Origin of the sequence: Parasphingomonas frigoris, assembly GCF_036663815.1 — a bacterium.
GTDB lineage: Bacteria > Pseudomonadota > Alphaproteobacteria > Sphingomonadales > Sphingomonadaceae > Sphingomonas.
In genome coordinates, this window is sequence record NZ_JAXOJQ010000002.1 from 564,062 (window position 1) to 581,999 (window position 17,938).

Consider the following 17,938-nt stretch of genomic DNA (forward strand, 5'->3'; position numbering starts at 1 on the left):
ACGCTTAACTGCGACCGCGTTCTTCCCGCCTGACCATGGCGAGACCGGGCCCGAGCGCGTATTGCGCTGCCGCCTTGCCGACTGCATCGGCATAGGCGCGGTTCTCGGCATTCATCTGCGCCAGCGTGTTGCGATCGATCAACGAGTTGGTCAGGTCATAGTGGCGCGGCGCGAGAACGGTGTACTGCGGTGCCGTGGCCTGGACCGACCGGTTCGACGCGGCAACATTCGGATTGGTCACCGTGACCATCTCGTGCGCGCCAACCATCGCGCGCGGCTGGCCGCCGATCGAGAGCATGTTCTTATCCGTGCCAGGAGTGCCGCCCACCATGAACGAGCCCCCGGACGCAAACCCGGGGAGGCTAAACGCCGCGGCGTTGGTAGCAGCGGTGGATTGGCCACCCCCACCGGTGAATGCGCCTAGGATGGTCCCCAGAAATCCGCCTATCCCGCCGCCACCGCTACTGCCCGAGTCGCCACTACCGCCGAACAACGCATTCGCGATCGGCTTGATGACCGCCTGCCGGATCGCCATATCGATCAGGTCGCCAATGATGTCTCCAAAGATGCCGTGGAGGTGGAGTGCCTTCTTCACCGAGTCGTCGAGGCCGCGGTTGAAATCGTCGAGAACCTTCACCTCTTCGGACTGCAGGAACTGCGGCTTGTCGAGCTTCAGGCCCTCCAAATAAGACGCGCCGGCACCTTGGTACTGACGATCGAGACCCTTCTCGTCCGCCGCCTTTCGATCCGGCAATGCGCGCAGCTTGTCGCCCGCGATTACGCGCTCGGCATCGGATTTCGTCGTGTCGTCCTTGATCGCCTGTAGCTCAATCGCCTTCTGCTGATAGTCGAGGTCGAGCAGATCGAGGGCCAGCCTGCGTCGCTGGGCCAGCGTGAGGTTCTGCTGCTGCTGCGACTGCAAGGTATCGCGGCGTGCATCGATCTCGGCCAAGTCGAGGCTGCGAAGATCCTCGGCGTTGCGGCGGCGTTCGGCCTGATCGATCTTGGCGAGATTGAGGTCGGCAAGACGGGTATTGTAGCCGAGCAGGTTCCCAGTCTCTTCCGCGTTGCGCTCGCCGGTGCCTGCCACGCCACCGTTGAGTTTGGCGTCCTTGGGGCCCTTGGCGCGGATGTTCTTCGCCGTTTCGTCCGCCGCATCGCGCACGCGCTGGCGTTCCAGATCGGCACGAGCCTGCGCGTCGTGCGACAGGTCGATCGCGGCCTGCAATTCCTGGTCGTGCGCCTGCTTCAGCGCTGTGGTGTAACCCTCATCGTCGCGCACCGCCTTGAGGCGCGCGGACTCGGCACGGTGTGCCAGCGTCTCGGCAGATGGACCGCGCCGACCGGTCCCGCCGCCACCGCCCTCGGCCGCATTCGCCGCCGACACCGAGACGCCGGAATTGATGTCCTCGATCTTCTTCTTGGTGTTCTCAATCTGACTGTTGATGCGCTCCAGCCGCTTTCCCGTCGCGCCACCGGCCAGCTTCTCAAGCCCGTCGAGCTTGGTATTGAGCCCAGCGAGCGCCTTGACGGTCTTGGGGTCGGTTGGCGTGTCGTGCTGGGGTAGATCGCCGATACCGATCGGGTTGTTCTTGGTGTCGGTGAGCTTCTGATATTGCGATTGGATCAGAAGGCGCGCTTGGAGTTTGTCGCGATACGCTGCGATATTGTTCTGGTCGTTTTCACCCGCAGAGAGGGTGTTCGCGATCCTGCCGTACGCATCCTTCAATGCGCCGGGGATGCCCGCGAGCAGATTGCCCCGTCGTAACGCCCCACGCGCCTGGTCGGCGCTCGCCTCCTGCCCCGAAGGCGTCTTAGCCTTGGCGTCCGCTTCATCCTTCTGCGCGCTCGCAAGGCGCGCCTTGAACGTCTCGACCTGCGCGACGCGCGCAGCGCGCGCCTGATTGTAGAGCTGCTGCGCAAGATTGCCGACCGCCCCTGCGAACGAATTGACGCTTGGGATGGCACCGAGTGCGTCCTTACCGAAGCCACTGACGCCGCCTGCCGCAGTTTTCGCCATCGCCCCGGCGGTGCCGAGTTCGTCTTTCAGCGAGGCCAATGATTCGGCCGACTTCGTGGCGCTGTCGGACGCTTCGCTGGCGGTGATAGAAAATGATGCGAGGGACACGACGAGGGCGGTGAGCACAAGCCCAACGGGGCCGCCGAACGCCGCCAGCATGGCAGACCGCAACTTCGCGGCGGATCCCGCTGCCCCGATCATACGGGCGGTGAAACCCACTGAGAGTGCTACGCCCACCGCGGCGATAGCCGGGATCAAAGTGTCGAGGTTCTGCGCGATCAGCTGCAAACCTCGGCCAAGGGCCGCCGATACGCCGTTCGCCTGATCCGCCGACCCGATATACACCACGAGCGCGTTTTGCAGCGCCGTGAACCCCTGAGCCGTCGTCAGAGCCGCCTTGTTCGCGCGGCTCTCCAGCATGTCAGAGCCCTTGAGGATGCTATCGAACAGGTCCTTGCTCGACAGATCGCCGGCCAGAAGCGCCGCGCGCAGCTTTGACACCGACCCGCCGTACTTATCCGACCCCGCCGCCGCTGCCTGGAGGATCGGATAGGCGTTGAGCGCCAGCCCGTTAAACTCGCGCGCCGTGACGCGGCCGGTTTCAAACGCGTGACCGAGCTGGAGGATTGCAGCGCGCGCCGCGCCGCCCGATGCGCCGGTGATGCGCAGCGAGTTCGCGACGGCATCCGTCACTTTCAGGATGTCGGATTGCGACGCCCCCAGATCATGCGAGGCGAGCGCGATCGACCGATATGTGTCGGCGAGGGCGCCGATATTCGCGCCGGTGCGCGTCGAGGTCTTGAGCAGATGGTCCTGGACGTTCGCGAAGTCCGCAGCGCTGACACCCGCCACCTTGAGCGAGTTGCTGAATTTAATATATTCGTCATTCAGGTGAGACAGTTCGCCGACCGTGATGCCACCCACCAGCGCGCCGGTGAACAGGCTGATGCCGCTCGACACCTTCGTTGCGTTAGCCGCGATCTGCTTTTCCAGCGCGGCCTGTTGCTTGGCGGCAGTCGCGGCCTGAGCGGCAGCCAGCTCCTCAGCTTGCCGAACGCGTCGCGCTTCCAGCGCGGAGAGCGTTTCCTCGGCACGGATTGCCGCCTCGGTTTCGGTATATCCGGCCCGCTTGTACTGCGCGACCAGATTGAGCTGGGTAAGCTGGTCTCGAATAAGGACCGTCTCTTCGCGCGTGGAAGCGACCAAGCCCGCTTGAAGCGTAGCGCGCTCGGCAATTTCATGGTTTATCTCGCGTGCGGCTGCTGCGCTCGGCTCCGCTCCGTTGATGTATGCAGCCGCATTGGACGCGAGCGGCCGCTGCGGTCCATCATTGGTGCCGGTGCCATTAAGCGGGCCGCTACGCGTGCCAGACGAGCGCCCGGCCTGCGTGGCGATGGTGGCGTCGATATTCGCCATGCGCCGCGCGGAACTGGCTTCCGTCGCAGCCGCCTGCTCAGCGACCCGCTGTGTTTCCTTAATCGCGGCCTGCTTTTCGCGCTCGGCGGCGCGAACGTCGGCGGCCTGCGCGCGCGTGGATGCCTTCACCGCGTCGGCGGCTGCCTTGGCCGCAGATTTCTCGGCTTCGGCAATCTCTTTCGCGGCCTGTTTCTGGATGGTGGCCTGTTCGCGCGCGGCCTGGACTTCGGCGCTGGTGCGACGTTTGCGGCTCGTCGTGGATTCGGCGTCGGCCTTCGCGCCGGCGCGATTGTTCCGCTCGATCGCCGCTGTGTATGCGTCGAGGGCAGCGACGGCGGTCTGCACGTCCTGGTTATGCCCCTGCACCTTGGCGATGTATTCCGATACGATCTGATCGACAACCACGCCCATGGCCTAGCCCCCGGCTTCAGCATCAGCCGCGGCCTGCGGTAGGTTGCCCGCGGCGGGGTGGCCGAAGAACATCGTGCCGATTATCGCAGCCGCTAACGCCCACTTCTGCTCGATCGTCCATTGGCTGAGGTATTCCGTCGTGAACCAGCCATCGACGTCGCCGATTTCCATGACGTAATCTGGGTGCCCAGGCAGGCTGGCCCAGCCGCCGGCGATGAGTCCTTCGCGAATGATCGCGTCGAAGTCGAACGCGCCGAATTCGGCTTCGGTGATGAGCCCCGTGGTCGAGGTGTCGCCGTTCGGCAGGCGGCCGCGCATCACGCGAGCGGCGACCGCCCCGAACGGCACGCGGCATCTGCGCTCTATCTGCATCTGAGACGTGCTCGGCAGCGCAAATCGATAGGTGCCATTGGCAACGTCCAGGTCAATCGAAGGAGTGTCGGTCATAGTGTGGCGTCCTGTTTGATGGTGCGGTGGTGCTAAGCGCCGGTGATCTGGCGAACCCGCGCGACAAGTGCTTCGAAGAGGGGGATGCGCTGGCGCTCGGTGGCCGGCTGGAGAAAGGGGCGAGGCAGCATCCGCGACGTGCCGAGTTCAAGGTACAGACCATGCTCGGCCCCGACGATCACGCTGGTCTGGATCTGACCGGGTGTCTCGATAAGATCGCCGACCACGATGCTGTCAGCCAACTCGCCGGTGTCGTTGTTAGGCGGATCGAAAGGTGCCGATGGCACATGCCCGCTGCCCGAGATTGCGCCATCGTGGATGCTAAATTTCGCGTCCTCCGCCGTCGCCGCAGCTGCGGCGAGCAGTTCCTCACCGAGCGCGGGCAGGATCGGAATGGCCGCGATACGACGCAGGCGGGCCGACGCGTTGTCGGTCAGGCGGATCACGATCTATCGCCGTACAGGTAGGGATAGGTTGCCGAAGCCCAGGTGGCGCACCGGGAGGAAAGCTGTGCCTGGACTTCGGCGCGCCGGCGGGGACGAGGCGCCGACGATCTCGGGATTTCGTGAATCTGATGCATTTGCCGGCTCCCGACCCCGGCGTGGTCATCGCGGGGGTATGCGGCGGATGGTATTGCCGCAGGGCGTGGCATTTACGGCGACAGGGGCTCACGGCGCCTCGTTGTCGGCGGTAAATCTCGTCGGGGATCGAACGTCGGGTTTCTGCAAGCCTAGCGTTCGCCCATCTTTTCGTGCCATTGAAGTGCTATTGGGGTGGCGATAACGGTATGGACGATGGACAGCCTGCGAAAAAAGCGAGCGGATTCGCCCTTCCAGAATCAGTTAAACCGATTGTCGACTTCGCTGTCCATGTCGTGGTTGGAGCCGTTGTGGTTGCGACGATCATGGTAGTAGCCGCATGCCTCGCGGGTGTGGTACACGTGATCCGTTATTTTGGTTTCCAGCCTACCTGGTTTACCGAGCCGGCTGAGCTGGCCGAGAAGTCGCTTTTCTTTTTGGACCTTTTCCTCGGTGGATTGTTTTTGGCCGTGGAAGCCCTCAAGTTGATCTATAAACTGGCCTTAGCGCCACTCTTGGAGCGGTCGAAATGACCCACATCAAAATCAAAGGATCTGCGGGCAAGCGTCAAACCGACGCCGGCCGGTTCATGGTGAATGGGCAGTATATCGTGACCGAAGCAAACCAAGCCTTGCGTACATTCGTCGCTCCAATCGCGGGTCTGTTCGACGCCCTCGTGCGTGACACCCAGCTGACGCCGATTGCGGAGCGAAAAGATGCGCGAGTAAGGAAGCGGCCGAGCGTTTATTCGCGTGTAAAGAAGACTAAATCTGTCGCAACGAGCAGTGCCCAGCACGTTGATTGACGCGCTTTAGCCGATGGTTTCTTTCGTAATTTCGGCCGCTTGCCTTAAAGAAGCGGCGGAAACGATACGTCACGCTCGTATTGGCGACGCATCCGCCGGATCGGCATGAATTCGAGCGCCGGATCGCCTGAGCGCATTTCGGGGATGCCGCCGAACTTCCGGCCTGGTTTCAATCCCGTGATCGTCGCGAATCCCGCTGCGGCGCGAATCTTTCGCATGTAAGCGCGGCGAAGTTCAATCAGCCGGAACTCGCCCACCTCACGCATCCACCGTAGGACGACCGTCTGCCCGGTCTCGAAATGGTCCTCGATCGCCTCCCAACCAAGCATGACGAACATCGTGGGAAAGTCTGGCGGCATCGGGCGTTTCGGGCCAGGCAGACGATGCGACATGACGCACGGTCATCGGGATCACGTGCGGGTCGTTTACGGTGCCACTCTTTGACTCGTAGCCGTTATGCGTTCTAGCGATGTTTTCGGGGGACGCATGGCAGACGAAGAAACAATCAGCCTGTACTTGGACTTAGAGCCCGATCAGCGGGCCGACATCGAGGTGGTCGCGCGGGCCGCACTTGCATGGGCCGCAACCATTCGGGAAATGGCTGTTCATCTCGATCCGATGAGCGAACTGCGCGTTGACCTAATCAGCGGCACGGAAGGAAGTCTGAGCCTCAACGCTGTCTTCCGCTTCGTTCGCAGCGCGGTCCCGACCCGCAAGGCATCGAAGGCGCTGCTTTTCGGCATCTTGCTTTGGCTGACGGAGCACGGTCTCGAATGGACCTACGATCAGATCCTCGACGCCGTGAAGCACCGCACAGTTGCGAACGGCCAGGAGATCGCTGAGGAGGACGCGCAGGACATTGCCCGACGGGTTGCCGTATTACTCAAGCCGAGCATCGCCGAGGGGCCCAAGCGGGCGCTATTTCGGGAGGTTGAGCGAGACGGTGCGATCCGTGGAGTCGGCGCCAGCGCGCAACCTGGCGAGAGGCCAGCCGACATCGTCCCCCGCGCCGATTTCAAGCAACGCGCAGGTGAGACGGTCGAGAGCAGCGAAGACGACCGGCGGCGGACCGTGGTCTCCGAGCTCGACGTCATCTTGATCAGCCCCGTGCTAAAGGATGCCGAACGGCGGTGGCGCTTCCAACATGGTGGGTTGCCGGAGTTCGGCGCAACCATGAAGGACCACGCCTTCCTTGAGGCTCTCAACGCTGGGAGGTTGTCGGTGCCAATGCGCCCGGGGGTGCCAATGCGGATCGAGGTCCAGAGCCGCGAGGAACTGCACGGCGAAATATGGGAAGTCACGGAACGGGCGGTCAGTCGCGTGATCGAGCCTAGCGATCGAGGCCAGCCATCATTCGCTTTGCCGACTGAGCAGTAGATACAGCGTCAGCCCGAGCGCACAGGCTACGGCTATCATCCACGCCATCACTACGCTCGCGCGCTCGATCAGCGCGAGCGCACCGAATGATGCGAACGTCAGGGCAACAAGTGGCACCAGACCGGCGATCTTCCGCTTCAATGTCCGCTTGCGCTGGGTCATGTCGAACAGGTCGCACGCCGTAGCCCCCGGGTAAAGTTGCCCGACCATAGGCCGCGCTTGGTGCGGATTGGCCGAGTCATTGCAATCCGTAGCGTGGAGGCCATTGGCGAGCTTCCATAGCCGGATCGTCCACCCACTCGATGTCGATGTCGACGAACTCTTCGCACATCATGAATGACCCAAGTTCCTCCACCGTGATGTCGTCACCCCACGCGATCGGGCGTCGGATTCCGTCGACGGTGGCGACGATGCGCTGAGACCCGCCGGTGTAGCCGTACTGCTTGCTGATCCTGCTCATGCCGTATACCCCCCGTCCTGTGGTAGCGCGCGCGTTATCGGGTGTTGCCAGAACAGTCGTCGGTGAGCTCGCAAGGCCCGCTCGCATGTCGGATAGGGCCCGACCCAGATAGGCGCGAGCTGCGCCGTGGGGATGCCGAGCCGATGGAAGAACCCTGTCCTGCCGTTCCGTCGGCCATATTTCAGGTGCGGCATCGAGGTCACTCGGCCGCGACCGTGCAGGATGTGGTCTCCTGGAGATACTCGCGCTCCAGGTTGACCAGCACCGGGTCGTCAAACAAGTCCACGCGCGACAGCAGGTCGCCAAATCCGCGCACGAGGTCGTGACGGTCGTCTCCGATGGCGAGATAGGCCGCGTTCAGACGCTCGGTCGAATGCCACATGCCGAGCTCACCGCTGAATCGATACTCGGCAGCCTGACTCGCCGAACACAGGCTCGGCTTGCAATGTTGCGGTGTGGTCTTGGCGAGACCCAGCTTGAGCGACACCATCGAATCCACGCCCGGCTGCCATTCGCCAAGGTAGAACGCGACTAGGCTCGCCTTGATGGTGGAGACAATGTTGACCGACCGGCGCAGTTCCGCAGGCGTCCTGTCGCACACAGGACGTGGCCGAGCCTCAAGCGCGGCGGTTCGCTTCGCCAGATCACGCATGACAATCCTCCTTCGCTGGGAACGGCGCCGCGCAGATCCGGATCACGAAGCCGGCATCCTCCGGGGCTGGATCGAACTCGCCAATGATCGAAACCTTGCCGGGCTTCGTGGGCTGCCGCTTCTCGAGTTCTTCGATGCGGCGCGTGAAGTAGCGGTTCATGTTGGGCTCCCTTCCCTAGCTGGCAGTTCGTCGCGACGATTATGCGGCAACACGAGCAAGGCTGGTTGGCCGGGCGACACCCAAGCGACCCGGATCACGTGCGTGTCGTCGCCGGCATCGACTGCAGCGTCGTGCTCGTTCCACATGACGACGTAGCGCGGGATGTTGCTCTCGCGGCGTCCCTCGAGCGCGGCTAGCCGGCGGTTGAGCGCCGCGCTCACGCGTACAAGTCCCAAGGCTCGACATTGGCCCAAATTCGTTGCATCGAGGGCGCCGCGCGCTCAACCAGCGTTCGCCAGCCCGCCAAGCTGGCTTCGATCGTGCCACCGCCGGGCACGCCGTCCTCGCGCAGACGTTGCTCGTACACGACCGCCGCGGCGTCGATCTCAACTGGCGTCATGCCTGGTTGAGCCTGTCCAGCACGTGATTCGAGGCGGGCGAGGCGTTCAGCAATTCGCATCGAGGATCTCCAACTTCGCGGAAAGGTCGGCGGGTAGTGGCCGGCAATGCAGATCCATGATCCTTTTGATGCTGGCAGGACGCGGCGCGAACCGCATTGTCCAAGCGACATGCTCGGCCGGGCTGAATCGGCTGACCCGCTCGACCTGGGTCATCGTAGCCGCCGCGTCATCGAAGCCGGCTGCGTATTTGGCGAGTGTCGCGTCGACACGCTCTGCAGCGGCCACGCAGGCGGCAGCAAGGTCTGGCCGGTCACGGCGGCGTTCCTCCAAGCGGGCTATGCGTTCGTGCATCCTCATCATTTCGCGGTTCCCTTCTCCAGCGCCTCAATTCGCGCAGCCAAGTCGCCCGTCTCCACGGCGCGACGGTGCTGCTCCATGACAGCGGCGAAGGCCGTCGCCTCCGTCGGGGTGAGTTCGCCGCCGGCCATGGCCGTGATCACTGCGATGAGGACCGCCGGATGGTCTTGGGGGCTGGCGATCGGCGGCAGCTCGAACATGAGTGGCCGGTCCTTCCGCGGTGGCACCAAGCGCTCGAGGCAGAGGCGCAATGCCATCATGTCACCCGCCTTCGCCATCTCAATCGCCTTGCGGGTCAAGCCTTCTGCCTCGCCGTCGAGCAGCGCTTCAGCAGCCAACGTCGCGCGCGATCTGGCGCCGCGCGGCTTCCCCGGGTTGCCCGGCTTGAAGCGGCCGTCCTCCGTTTTTTCGGCGGGTTTACGGGGTTCGGTCATGAAGATTTGTCCATTGAGGTCACCAGGGCAAGGATGACGCATGCGATTGGGGCGGTAGACGGCGGGATGACGGCGGCGCCGACGGGACGGCACGCAGCAGGATCGGCGGGCACGCGGCGAGAGCTCGGCACGTCCATGGCCGACAGCGGCGGGCGGTGGCAGTCCGCCTTGGACCCCACCAAGAATGAAGCCCTCTTTATGTGTGGAACACATGAGAACACCTCACACCGATACAGGTGTTCCAGCAAACCCACGCTTTTCTGCCACGGAACACCCAGAACACCCGGAACACCCCATTCTAGAGGCCCGCGCATCGTGCTTTTCACCAAAGCGCTCACGATTCGCCCCCGACCGTCCAGATCGGCGGGGCGTCGTCCCTCATGCGGCGGTAGTGCCACCGCGCTTTCCCCGGCTGCGCGATCGTGGCGATTTGGCGACCGCGATCATCAACGTTGAAGGCAATCACGTTGCCGCCACGAATGTCGAGTATCAGACTGTGAACATCGGGCTCGGCCTGATCGAACCCGAACAAGCTCCCAATCGACCAACTCTCGATTGCCGTGTCGTCGTTCCAGCCCCATGCGAACTTGTGCGCGTCGAGGACGATCTGGGCCCACCGGGCAGGCTCGGCGACCGACGGACAATTCACGCGGTTGAGCCTGGCCAGGCCATCACGCCACGCGATCGGCACCCATCGATAGTCGCTGTCGCGGATCTGGGGAACGGTGAGGAGCACGCTGCGGGCCACCGTCTCGGGCTTATTAAAGATTTCCGGTGTTCCACGTGTTCTTGGTGTTCCGGCCGCAGAAATCAGCCGTTTTTCAGGGAACACCTCGTCGAAAATCGGGTGTTCCAGGTGTTCAGGTGCTCGGAAGGAAGTGGATTCCCCGGTGTCGTGCTTGCGGATCGAGGCGAACAGATCAGTCGCCATCGCCAAGGGCCCCCGCGTTGACGACGTAGCAGCGGGTCTTCGGAAGACCTGGCAGGTTGATCGACTGCGACCGCTTCGAAGCGCCAGGCACGAGAATGCCTTGGTCTACGAGGACATTGTTCACCCGCGTGATATCGTGGCCGGCGAACACTTCCTTCCAGGTCTCGGTCATGAACAGGTATTCCCGCACGGTGCGGGCGTCATCGCCGCGCTGATCGACCGCGTTCCTATAAAATCCTGCGCGGTTCAGGATCTGGCGATGAAATCCGTCCTCCGGTTCGATCATCGGGGCGAACCGCGAGTCACCGTGCGCTTCAATGAACAGGCGCAGTCGCTCGATGATGTTGCGGTCCTCGGCAGCACCCGTCCCGCCGCGACGCCGAATCCACGACTTGAACATGACGGCGGCGGCGCCGGTCGCTTCACCCTTCGGCCAAGGCAGGATGCCAAGCGCTATCGCCAGCTCACCAGCCGCGGCAACGAGGCCGAAGCGCCTAGCGCCGCGCTCGACCTGACCGTCCGCGCCGTCCGGGACGTAGGTCGAGCCGAACTCCGCCACACTGGCGGCGATAATATCGCCAACCTGGTCACGCAGTGCGGTCACCTCTTCGAGATACGCGAGCGCGGCGGTGCCGTAGAATTCGGCGGCGGCCGATTTGATCATTCGCGCGAACGCCTCCGGGGTCTCGGCCCCGCTGATACGCTCGAATACGCCCATGCCACGGCCCGCGTCGGCCGGCACGTCGAGAATGCGGACTTCCTGGCCAGCCTGCGGGGCGCGAGACGCTTTCGCCTCGCGGGCCAGATCAGCCAGACCAACCTCACCGGTGCTTAGGTACATGATACGCCAGCTGGCAGCGCTGCGACTGCCGCCGGCGCGTGTGGCTCGGGTCTTTCCTTGGCCATTGGCCAACATGTAGGCGACCTGTCCTGCCTCTTTCGGCTCGAGCTGCCCGAGCTCATCGAGGCACAGAAGGGTCTCAGAGTGCTGGACCGCGACGCCCTCCAGACCGTTGCCGGTCGCTTTCCAGGTCCGCATAAACGCCGAGGGCCCCCACACGCTTGCCGCGGCTTTTAGCGCTGTCGTCTTGCCAGAACTGGATGCGCCGACGAAGTTGACGCCACCGCCCTCCTCGGTTGCGGGCCCTAGGATTGGCCCGACGAACGCCGCTGAGACCATAAACACAAGCCGGCTATTGCCGATCGCAGGCAGCGCGACGTGTGTTTGCCACTCTTCCAGGGTCCCGGCGGATGCATATTGATGTGCCGCCGCGTCAGTGCTCTGGAAGAGAACCCGGTCCGCGGCGGTGTCGCCGAATGTGAGGTGGGGCAATGCGAACACGCCGTTCGACCATCCGACACGCGTAACAGCGCGTGACCGGCTAGGGGTGTCGACGCGCGCGAGAAATTCTAGCAATCGGCCTTTCGCCCTTGAATCGGTGCTGACGTCGAAACCGCGGGACAGCAGTTCTTCTCGGATGGCAGATCCGTCGCCGGCAAGCATGCCCTTCGGCATTGCCCAACGGTGCTGCACCCCGTCGCTGTCATTCCACTCGAGCAACAGGCCCCAGGATGTTCCCGCGACGTCCCGCGTCTTCGCGAGCACTTTCAGGCGACCGCAGATCCACAGGCGCCGCGTCTCGCCCTCCGTGTAAAATAGACCCTCCGGGGTGTTCTCGAAACCGAAAGGCATGATCGTGCCAGGGGCGTCCGTGTCGATCAGCGTGGAGTGTACCTGAACGAAATGGCTCGCCCGCTCCACGTCCCAGCCTTCAACCACTGCATCGGCAGCATCCCATCCATCGGAGCACTCAAGTTCGCGAAGGTCCAATATGCGGATAGAGGCGGCGTGGCCCTTCAGCTTCTCGATGATGTTTTCGGCAGCAATTGTGCCCGGCTGGTCCTCATAGGCCCGCTCCTGCCCGAAGACATCAAGTTGCCGATCGCGATCCGGCCAGATCAGCACATCCCGTCCTGCAAGCGTGCGCCAGTGCGATTGGCTAATCGCATTCGCGCCACCTTGCCACGACACGGCGACATGATCGGGCAACAGCGAACCTGCGGCATCCGCCGACTTTGCACCCTCCGCCACTACGACCGGCGCGTCGGGACGCTGGGCCAGTCGATCGAGACCATAAAGGGGTCGAGGAGCAGGCAGTCCTTTCGAACGCCACGCTTGCTTGTCACCCTCCTGGCAGAACGTGACCGGCATCACGTCCTTGCAACGCTTGCCATCTTCGAGATACTCGAAGCGGGCGTCATACCCGAGCAGGCACCCCGCCGCATCGCGATATTCCCATTTCTGGGTCGGCGCTCCGCCCTTTCCGGGAATCTTGAACGTGCAAGGCGGCGCGTCGTCGGGAACCGGGACAATCGGCACCTTCTGCGCCTTAGCGACATGCTTCGTTGCCGGTGCGGTGTCCGTTTCGGCGATCGGCGCGAAAGGATCTGCGAGCGCCATCATTGTCCGACCATTCGCTTGAGGTCTTTCGCCGCGGCGAGCTGGTCGCCCGCGTGAAACAGGTATGCTGCTAGGCTGATTGGGTCCCCGCCCCGCGCCTCCGCCACGGCGAAGTCGGCCCAGCGGCCCGTGCTCAAGTTGATTTTGAACGAACCGAGATCACCGTCCGCCCGCGTAGGGTTCCGGGCGGTGAACTCATTACCGCGCACCAGGCCGTCGGGCAGCCAGCGCTCGCAGATGGACTGCAGCCGTCCGAGGGCAGCGGTGTTGATCGCGTGAAAGTCCAATCTCTCGCGCTCGGCCAATGCCAACAGCCATTCGAACTGCGCGGCCGAAAGACGATCCCGACCCGCAACGCTGCGAAGGAATTCGACTTCGCGACTGGAATAAAGGTCGGCCTTCAGACGGCATGTCGCTACGGCGGTGGCAATCTGATTGGCCTGAGTTTCGTTCGACACCAAATCGACCCGCGCGCTCATGGCAACACCGTCGTCGGCTGGAGGAGCACGAAGTGCGTGCGATGAAGGTCGAGGCTGATGATGCCCGCACCTGTGTCGGCGGCGATATCGAGCGCCGTGCTTAGAGCCGCCGGATAGGGTTCGACCCCGGTCGCGCCGGTGATCATCGGGCCATAGGAATGCCACTGGCCACGATTGAGTTGCTCGAGGACGAGGTAGACGTCGGGGATCATGAGCCACCGCCGAACATGACGCCGTCGACGACTTCGGGCAGCACTGGTCGAGAGTGATCCGCCCAGATCATGCTCAAAAGCTGCCGAGCAGCCGCCGCCGTCGCGCTACGGTCGATGTGGGTGATGTGGCCCCCGCGCGAGACGATCTCGACAATCGTGTGGCGTGCGGTGTGGCGCAGGCGATACGCCGCGATTGGCGCGGGCAGATAGACTATGTTGCCCGCTTGCCGGAGATTGCTCCGGCGACGCCGGCCCTGCTCGCGCTGGAGAAGGTCCCGCCATGGTGCCGAACAGGCGAGCCGCGCTTTGGCGGCTTCGGCGTTCCCCTGGGTTCGATTGCACGCATGGGCAACGGTCATGACCGCACCTCGAACGCAAGGTCTGCGATCAGCGATGCCCGGCTCAGAGAGAGGGCGTAGCGCTCCGCAACGAATTGCGCTGCGAGGGAATTTTCTGTATGGAGGAGGACGTCGCCCGCGAAGTGACATCCGGTGCCCTGCCCTACCTGCTGAGTGGGGTGGGGCGCTCGCGTATTAGGCGAGCGTGCATGGGGATCGGGCATACCGTTACGCCGCCTCGCGCGCGCCGGTGGAGGTGAAAGCCTCGAGGTCGGCCAGGTAATAATACTGGCGCCCTCCCACTTTCCGAGCCTTCGGGCCGATCCCGCGAGAAAACCACTCAGCTAGCGTCTTGGGGCTACGGCCCAAGAACGCGGCGGCGTCAGCGCGAGAAACTCTCCCGTCGGGCAGCACACGTACGCGAACTTGATCGATCAACATGACGGTCTCCGTGGAACCAGATGTGACCCCACGATATGCTGGCGCTAATCAAGATGCAATAGCTTGGGGTCATTTTTGGCCCCATAGGTGTTGACGGGATGCGCCGGGAAGGTCTAGGTAAGTTCAGGGAGTTTTTTATGAGCCGCGAGCCAACAGAGGTAGTCCAACTTAAGCTGCGCTTCCGCGAGGAGTTGCGCATCAGTCTCGAAGAAGCGGCCGAGAGGGCTGGTCGATCATTGAACTCAGAAATCGTTGCGCGTCTTGAACGGACGTTTCGCGAGGACGAGGCAATGGGCGGCGCAGACCAAGCAGACGTCGTGGGCGTAATTGTCCACCTGATGAGCGCAGCATCCGAGTCGGTAGGCACAGCATGGCATCAGGACCACACAGCTTGGGAATACGTGAAATCGACGGTGGGCTTGCTCATGTCCGCTTTACAGCCTGATCCGCTGCCGACGTTAGAAGATCTCGTGTCACACGACGGGCTTGAGATCATAAAGCGCTGGGAAAACGAGCTAGGGCTCGAGCAGCGCGTCGGTCACATGCAAGCGCGGGAAGCAGAAGATCTGATGTTGAAGGAGAGAGTGATTGGTCGGCTGTCTCGCATTGAGCGCAAGCGGCTAAATGAACTCTTAGAAAATCCGCCCCGAGCAACGCCCCTGCCGGATATGTCGGATGCCGACATGGAAGGCTGGCAGCAGTTTTTACGCCAAGAGCAGGTCGGTAGCCGGGTGTGGGGGAGGTTAATGCCGATCGTCGGCATGGCCATGGCTCGGTTTGGAAAGGCCCCCTAGTGGCCCTTAAGTTTGCCAAGCTCACTCGTCCCGCGGTTCGCACACTCGCGCCAGGCGAGAAGATCGCCGAGCACGGAATCGTGGCAGAGCGCCAGGCGAACGGAGACGTCCGGTATAGCGTCAACGTCATGGTGGACCGCCAGCGCATCCACCGCGTCGTCGGACGCGAGAGCGAAGGCGTCACCCGCGAACAGGCCGAGCGCCTGATCGAGAAGCTGCGCACAGAGGCGCGCGAGGATCGACTCGATCTGCCGACCGGCCGCAAGCTGCACAGGACGGTGGCGGAGGCCGCGACTGAATATCTGGAAAAGATGGAGCAGAGCGGCGGCAAAGATCTGAAGAACAAACGCCGCCATCTCGACCAGTACCTAGTCCCTCTCCTCGGTGCCGAACGCCTCGACAAGCTCAGCACCTTCGGGCTCCAGATCTATCGGAAGAAGCGCGTCGAGGCAGGCGCCAAGGACGCGACCGTGAACCGCGAGTTCTCGACGCTGCAGCACCTGCTTAACCGCGCCGCGTCGAAGGGTTGGAAGTGGATCAAGAGGGAGGATGTCCCGGAGATTCCAAAGGCACGCGAAGAGCGGAAGAAGATCCGAATCCTCACCCCTGAGCAGCAAGCTCGTCTGTTGCAGGGCGCTATTGCCGACCAGGATGGCCGGACTTGGCTATTCGTGATGTTCGGAATGAACTGTGCCATGCGGCACAGCGAGATCGTCGCCCGCCGCTACGACGAGATCGACTTCGATCACTGCCGCATCTGGATCGACAAGGCCAAGGCCGGCGAACGCGAGCAGCCCATCACGGTCGCACTACGGGACGCGCTACTAAGCCAGCGCAAAATGGAGAAGGACAAGAACGGCTGGATTTTCCCAGCGGCCCGCGTCGGCGGCAAGACGCCGCACCGAGGCGACATGCGCGGTCAGTTCACCCGTGCCGTCATCCGCGCTGGGCTCGACCCAGCCTTCTGCACGCCGCACGTCATGCGCCACACCGCCATCACGGCGCTGGTGAAACAGAAGGTCGACGTCCCGACGATCCAGAAGATCAGCGGGCACAAAACCGCGGCGATGGTCCTCCACTACGTCCATATTTTCGGCGAGCATATCGACGACGCGATCGGCGGGCTCAACATCGGTATTCCTGGCGCTGTTACACCAGAACTACACACGGCGGTCGAAGTTGTGCCTGACGCCTCGACGTCAGTTGTCCCCATAAAGCGCCGTAAAACAGCAGCTTAAGGGGTGGTGGACAGGGTAGGGTTCGAACCTACGTAGGAGAAACTCCGGCAGATTTACAGTCTGCTGCCTTTAACCACTCGGCCACCTGTCCCCAGGTGCGCTCCGAAAAGCGAGGCGTGCCAATGCCGACCGCATCGGCGCGTGTCAACGGCTATAGCGTCGCTTTCGCGATCAAATCGCGCAAGGCTTGCACGCGCGGCGTCGGGCGCATACCCGTGGCGGCACTATTCGCGCCCCAGTGGCCTTGTCGATCCGAAGGTTCTCGTAATGCAGTCTCTCCCCCTCCCCACGCGCTTTATCGGCGGAAACGCCTGATGGCCGGCCGTCGCGGACATCGCCCGTCGCAGGCTCCGGCGGGGCGTCCCCGCTTCTGGGGCCGCCATGCCGTCACCGCCGCGCTCGAAAATCCCGAGCGCGTCGTGCGGAAGATCTGGGCGACGCGCGAGGCGATCGCCAATATCGATTTCGATCCCGCCATCCCGATCGTCTACGCGCAGGTGACCGATCTCGCCCGCCTCGTGCCCGGCGACGCGCCGCATCAGGGGCTGGTGATCGAGGTCGATCCGCTCGAGGACATCTGGCTCGCCGACCTGCTCCAGCAGGGTGAAGGCGACCAGCGCCCGCTGCTGATCCTCGACGGCGTGACCGATCCGCATAATGTCGGCGCGATCCTGCGTTCGGCCGCGGCGTTCGATGCGCTCGGCATCGTCACGCCCGACCGCAACGCGCCGCCCGAATCGGGCACGATCGCGCGCTCGGCCTCGGGTGCGCTCGAGACGGTGCCGTGGGTGCGCGTGACCAACCTGGCGCGCGCGCTCGAAGAGATTGCCGAGGCCGGCTTCTGGCGGATCGGGCTGACCGGCGATTCGAACCAGACGCTCGCCAAGGCGATGGGGACGCAGCGCATCGCGCTCGTGCTCGGCGCCGAGGGCGAAGGGATGCGGCAGAACACCGCGGCGCATTGCGACGAACTCGCCAAGCTGCCGATCTCGGACAAGATCGAGAGCCTCAACGTGTCGAACGCGGCGGCGATCGCGCTGTATGCGGTGTCGACGCGGTAACGCGCCGCTGGATCTATCGCCCCGTCACCCTCGCGAAAGCGAGGGTCCCGCTGCTTCTTCGACTTGCGGAGCGAGGCAGCGGGATCCCCGCTTTCGCGGGGATGACGGGGGGAGTGCTTAGTCCTCCGCCGCGATCGTGACCTTGAGGCCATCAAGCGCATCGGTCATCGGCAGCTGGCACGACAGGCGCGAGGTCGCGGTGCGATCGGCCGACGAATCGAGCAGATCATTCTCGTCTTCGCTCATCTTGGGGAGTTTGTCCGCAAACTCCGGGTCGACATGGACGTGGCAGGTGGCGCACGAGCAGCAGCCGCCGCACAGCGCCAGGATCTCGTCGATCCCGGCGTCGCGGATCACTTCCATCACCGAAAGGCCGGCTTCGCCCTCGATTTCGCGCTCTTCGCCCTCACGGGTCACGACGATAAGCTTGGGCATTGACGGTCCTTTGCGATAGCGATTTCTCAA

At 63.4% G+C, this 17,938-nt stretch carries 25 protein-coding genes and 1 tRNA gene; 6 read left to right on the top strand and 20 right to left on the bottom strand.

Annotation, left to right across the window (positions count from 1 at the left end; all coding sequences use genetic code 11):
- Positions 1-4 precede the first annotated feature (4 nt).
- From U1872_RS08040 to U1872_RS08050, 3 genes are read right to left on the bottom strand one after another with little or no spacing between them, the layout of a single operon-like run.
- Positions 5-3,847 (bottom strand): tape measure protein, encoded by a 3,843-nt coding sequence (locus U1872_RS08040; protein ID WP_332792363.1) that lies wholly within the window; start codon positions 3,845-3,847, stop codon positions 5-7.
- A gap of 3 nt (positions 3,848-3,850) precedes the next feature.
- Complete coding sequence (locus U1872_RS08045) at positions 3,851-4,294, bottom strand: hypothetical protein (RefSeq protein ID WP_332792364.1); 444 nt, start codon at positions 4,292-4,294, stop codon at positions 3,851-3,853.
- A 32-nt stretch (positions 4,295-4,326) separates the two neighbouring features.
- Entirely contained in the window at positions 4,327-4,740 is a 414-nt protein-coding gene (locus tag U1872_RS08050; protein WP_332792365.1) for an HK97-gp10 family putative phage morphogenesis protein, read from the bottom strand.
- Between the two features lie 341 nt (positions 4,741-5,081).
- On the opposite strand from U1872_RS08050, the gene U1872_RS08055 reads away from it, so the two are divergent.
- Complete coding sequence (locus U1872_RS08055) at positions 5,082-5,405, top strand: hypothetical protein (protein WP_332792366.1); 324 nt, start codon at positions 5,082-5,084, stop codon at positions 5,403-5,405.
- Positions 5,402-5,677, top strand: coding sequence for a hypothetical protein (locus tag U1872_RS08060; RefSeq protein WP_332792367.1), 276 nt, complete (start codon positions 5,402-5,404; stop codon positions 5,675-5,677). The genes U1872_RS08055 and U1872_RS08060 overlap by 4 nt, the downstream gene beginning before the upstream one ends.
- Before the next feature lie 44 nt (positions 5,678-5,721).
- On the opposite strand, the gene U1872_RS08065 is transcribed toward U1872_RS08060, so the two are convergent.
- Entirely contained in the window at positions 5,722-6,015 is a 294-nt protein-coding gene (locus tag U1872_RS08065) for a hypothetical protein (protein WP_332792368.1), read from the bottom strand.
- A gap of 148 nt (positions 6,016-6,163) precedes the next feature.
- On the opposite strand from U1872_RS08065, the gene U1872_RS08070 reads away from it, so the two are divergent.
- Positions 6,164-7,054 carry a hypothetical protein gene (locus U1872_RS08070; RefSeq protein ID WP_332792369.1) on the top strand — a complete coding sequence of 297 codons (891 nt, stop codon included), beginning with the start codon at positions 6,164-6,166 and terminating at the stop codon, positions 7,052-7,054.
- Here U1872_RS08070 and U1872_RS08075 read toward each other — a convergent pair.
- The 14 genes from U1872_RS08075 to U1872_RS08140 all read right to left on the bottom strand — a co-directional run bounded on the left by U1872_RS08075 (position 7,028) and on the right by U1872_RS08140 (position 14,380).
- Positions 7,028-7,264, bottom strand: coding sequence for a hypothetical protein (locus U1872_RS08075; RefSeq protein ID WP_332792370.1), 237 nt, complete (start codon positions 7,262-7,264; stop codon positions 7,028-7,030). The two genes, U1872_RS08070 and U1872_RS08075, sit on opposite strands and share 27 nt — an antisense overlap.
- A 28-nt stretch (positions 7,265-7,292) precedes the next feature.
- The gene (locus tag U1872_RS08080; protein WP_332792371.1) at positions 7,293-7,514 is read right to left on the bottom strand and encodes a hypothetical protein; all 222 of its coding nucleotides are present in this window, start codon (positions 7,512-7,514) and stop codon (positions 7,293-7,295) included.
- Positions 7,515-7,713: 199 nt separating this feature from the next.
- Positions 7,714-8,166, bottom strand: a complete 453-nt coding sequence (locus tag U1872_RS08085; protein ID WP_332792372.1) for a hypothetical protein — start codon at positions 8,164-8,166, stop codon at positions 7,714-7,716.
- On the bottom strand, positions 8,159-8,326 hold the full coding sequence (locus U1872_RS08090) for a hypothetical protein (protein ID WP_332792373.1): 168 nt from the start codon (positions 8,324-8,326) through the stop codon (positions 8,159-8,161). The genes U1872_RS08085 and U1872_RS08090 overlap by 8 nt, the downstream gene beginning before the upstream one ends.
- Positions 8,323-8,547, bottom strand: a complete 225-nt coding sequence (locus U1872_RS08095; protein ID WP_332792374.1) for a hypothetical protein — start codon at positions 8,545-8,547, stop codon at positions 8,323-8,325. Before U1872_RS08095 ends, U1872_RS08090 begins: the two co-directional genes overlap by 4 nt.
- On the bottom strand, positions 8,544-8,786 hold the full coding sequence (locus U1872_RS08100; RefSeq protein WP_332792375.1) for a hypothetical protein: 243 nt from the start codon (positions 8,784-8,786) through the stop codon (positions 8,544-8,546). Before U1872_RS08100 ends, U1872_RS08095 begins: the two co-directional genes overlap by 4 nt.
- The gene (locus U1872_RS08105; protein WP_332792376.1) at positions 8,773-9,087 is read right to left on the bottom strand and encodes a hypothetical protein; all 315 of its coding nucleotides are present in this window, start codon (positions 9,085-9,087) and stop codon (positions 8,773-8,775) included. The genes U1872_RS08100 and U1872_RS08105 overlap by 14 nt, the downstream gene beginning before the upstream one ends.
- Entirely contained in the window at positions 9,084-9,518 is a 435-nt protein-coding gene (locus tag U1872_RS08110; RefSeq protein WP_332792377.1) for a hypothetical protein, read from the bottom strand. Before U1872_RS08110 ends, U1872_RS08105 begins: the two co-directional genes overlap by 4 nt.
- A 334-nt stretch (positions 9,519-9,852) precedes the next feature.
- The gene (locus U1872_RS08115; RefSeq protein ID WP_332792378.1) at positions 9,853-10,449 is read right to left on the bottom strand and encodes a hypothetical protein; all 597 of its coding nucleotides are present in this window, start codon (positions 10,447-10,449) and stop codon (positions 9,853-9,855) included.
- Entirely contained in the window at positions 10,439-12,913 is a 2,475-nt protein-coding gene (locus U1872_RS08120) for a DUF927 domain-containing protein (RefSeq protein WP_332792379.1), read from the bottom strand. Before U1872_RS08120 ends, U1872_RS08115 begins: the two co-directional genes overlap by 11 nt.
- On the bottom strand, positions 12,910-13,389 hold the full coding sequence (locus U1872_RS08125; RefSeq protein WP_332792380.1) for a hypothetical protein: 480 nt from the start codon (positions 13,387-13,389) through the stop codon (positions 12,910-12,912). Before U1872_RS08125 ends, U1872_RS08120 begins: the two co-directional genes overlap by 4 nt.
- Positions 13,386-13,601, bottom strand: a complete 216-nt coding sequence (locus U1872_RS08130) for a hypothetical protein (protein WP_332792381.1) — start codon at positions 13,599-13,601, stop codon at positions 13,386-13,388. Before U1872_RS08130 ends, U1872_RS08125 begins: the two co-directional genes overlap by 4 nt.
- Positions 13,598-13,960 (bottom strand): hypothetical protein, encoded by a 363-nt coding sequence (locus tag U1872_RS08135; RefSeq protein ID WP_332792382.1) that lies wholly within the window; start codon positions 13,958-13,960, stop codon positions 13,598-13,600. The genes U1872_RS08130 and U1872_RS08135 overlap by 4 nt, the downstream gene beginning before the upstream one ends.
- A gap of 207 nt (positions 13,961-14,167) precedes the next feature.
- Positions 14,168-14,380, bottom strand: coding sequence for a helix-turn-helix transcriptional regulator (locus U1872_RS08140; protein ID WP_332792383.1), 213 nt, complete (start codon positions 14,378-14,380; stop codon positions 14,168-14,170).
- Positions 14,381-14,517: 137 nt separating this feature from the next.
- Between U1872_RS08140 and U1872_RS08145 the strand changes: the two genes are divergently transcribed.
- Complete coding sequence (locus tag U1872_RS08145; protein WP_332792384.1) at positions 14,518-15,174, top strand: Arc family DNA-binding protein; 657 nt, start codon at positions 14,518-14,520, stop codon at positions 15,172-15,174.
- On the top strand, positions 15,174-16,412 hold the full coding sequence (locus tag U1872_RS08150; RefSeq protein ID WP_332792385.1) for a tyrosine-type recombinase/integrase: 1,239 nt from the start codon (positions 15,174-15,176) through the stop codon (positions 16,410-16,412). The genes U1872_RS08145 and U1872_RS08150 overlap by 1 nt, the downstream gene beginning before the upstream one ends.
- A 4-nt stretch (positions 16,413-16,416) precedes the next feature.
- Here the strand turns inward: U1872_RS08150 and U1872_RS08155 are convergent.
- Positions 16,417-16,503 (bottom strand) — tRNA-Tyr (locus U1872_RS08155).
- 223 nt (positions 16,504-16,726) lie between these two features.
- Between U1872_RS08155 and rlmB the strand changes: the two genes are divergently transcribed.
- Positions 16,727-17,473, top strand: a complete 747-nt coding sequence (gene rlmB / locus U1872_RS08160) for a 23S rRNA (guanosine(2251)-2'-O)-methyltransferase RlmB (protein WP_332792386.1) — start codon at positions 16,727-16,729, stop codon at positions 17,471-17,473.
- Positions 17,474-17,590: 117 nt separating this feature from the next.
- Here the strand turns inward: rlmB and U1872_RS08165 are convergent, their stop codons facing one another.
- On the bottom strand, positions 17,591-17,908 hold the full coding sequence (locus tag U1872_RS08165; protein ID WP_133186893.1) for a 2Fe-2S iron-sulfur cluster-binding protein: 318 nt from the start codon (positions 17,906-17,908) through the stop codon (positions 17,591-17,593).
- Between the last annotated feature and the right edge of the window lie 30 nt (positions 17,909-17,938).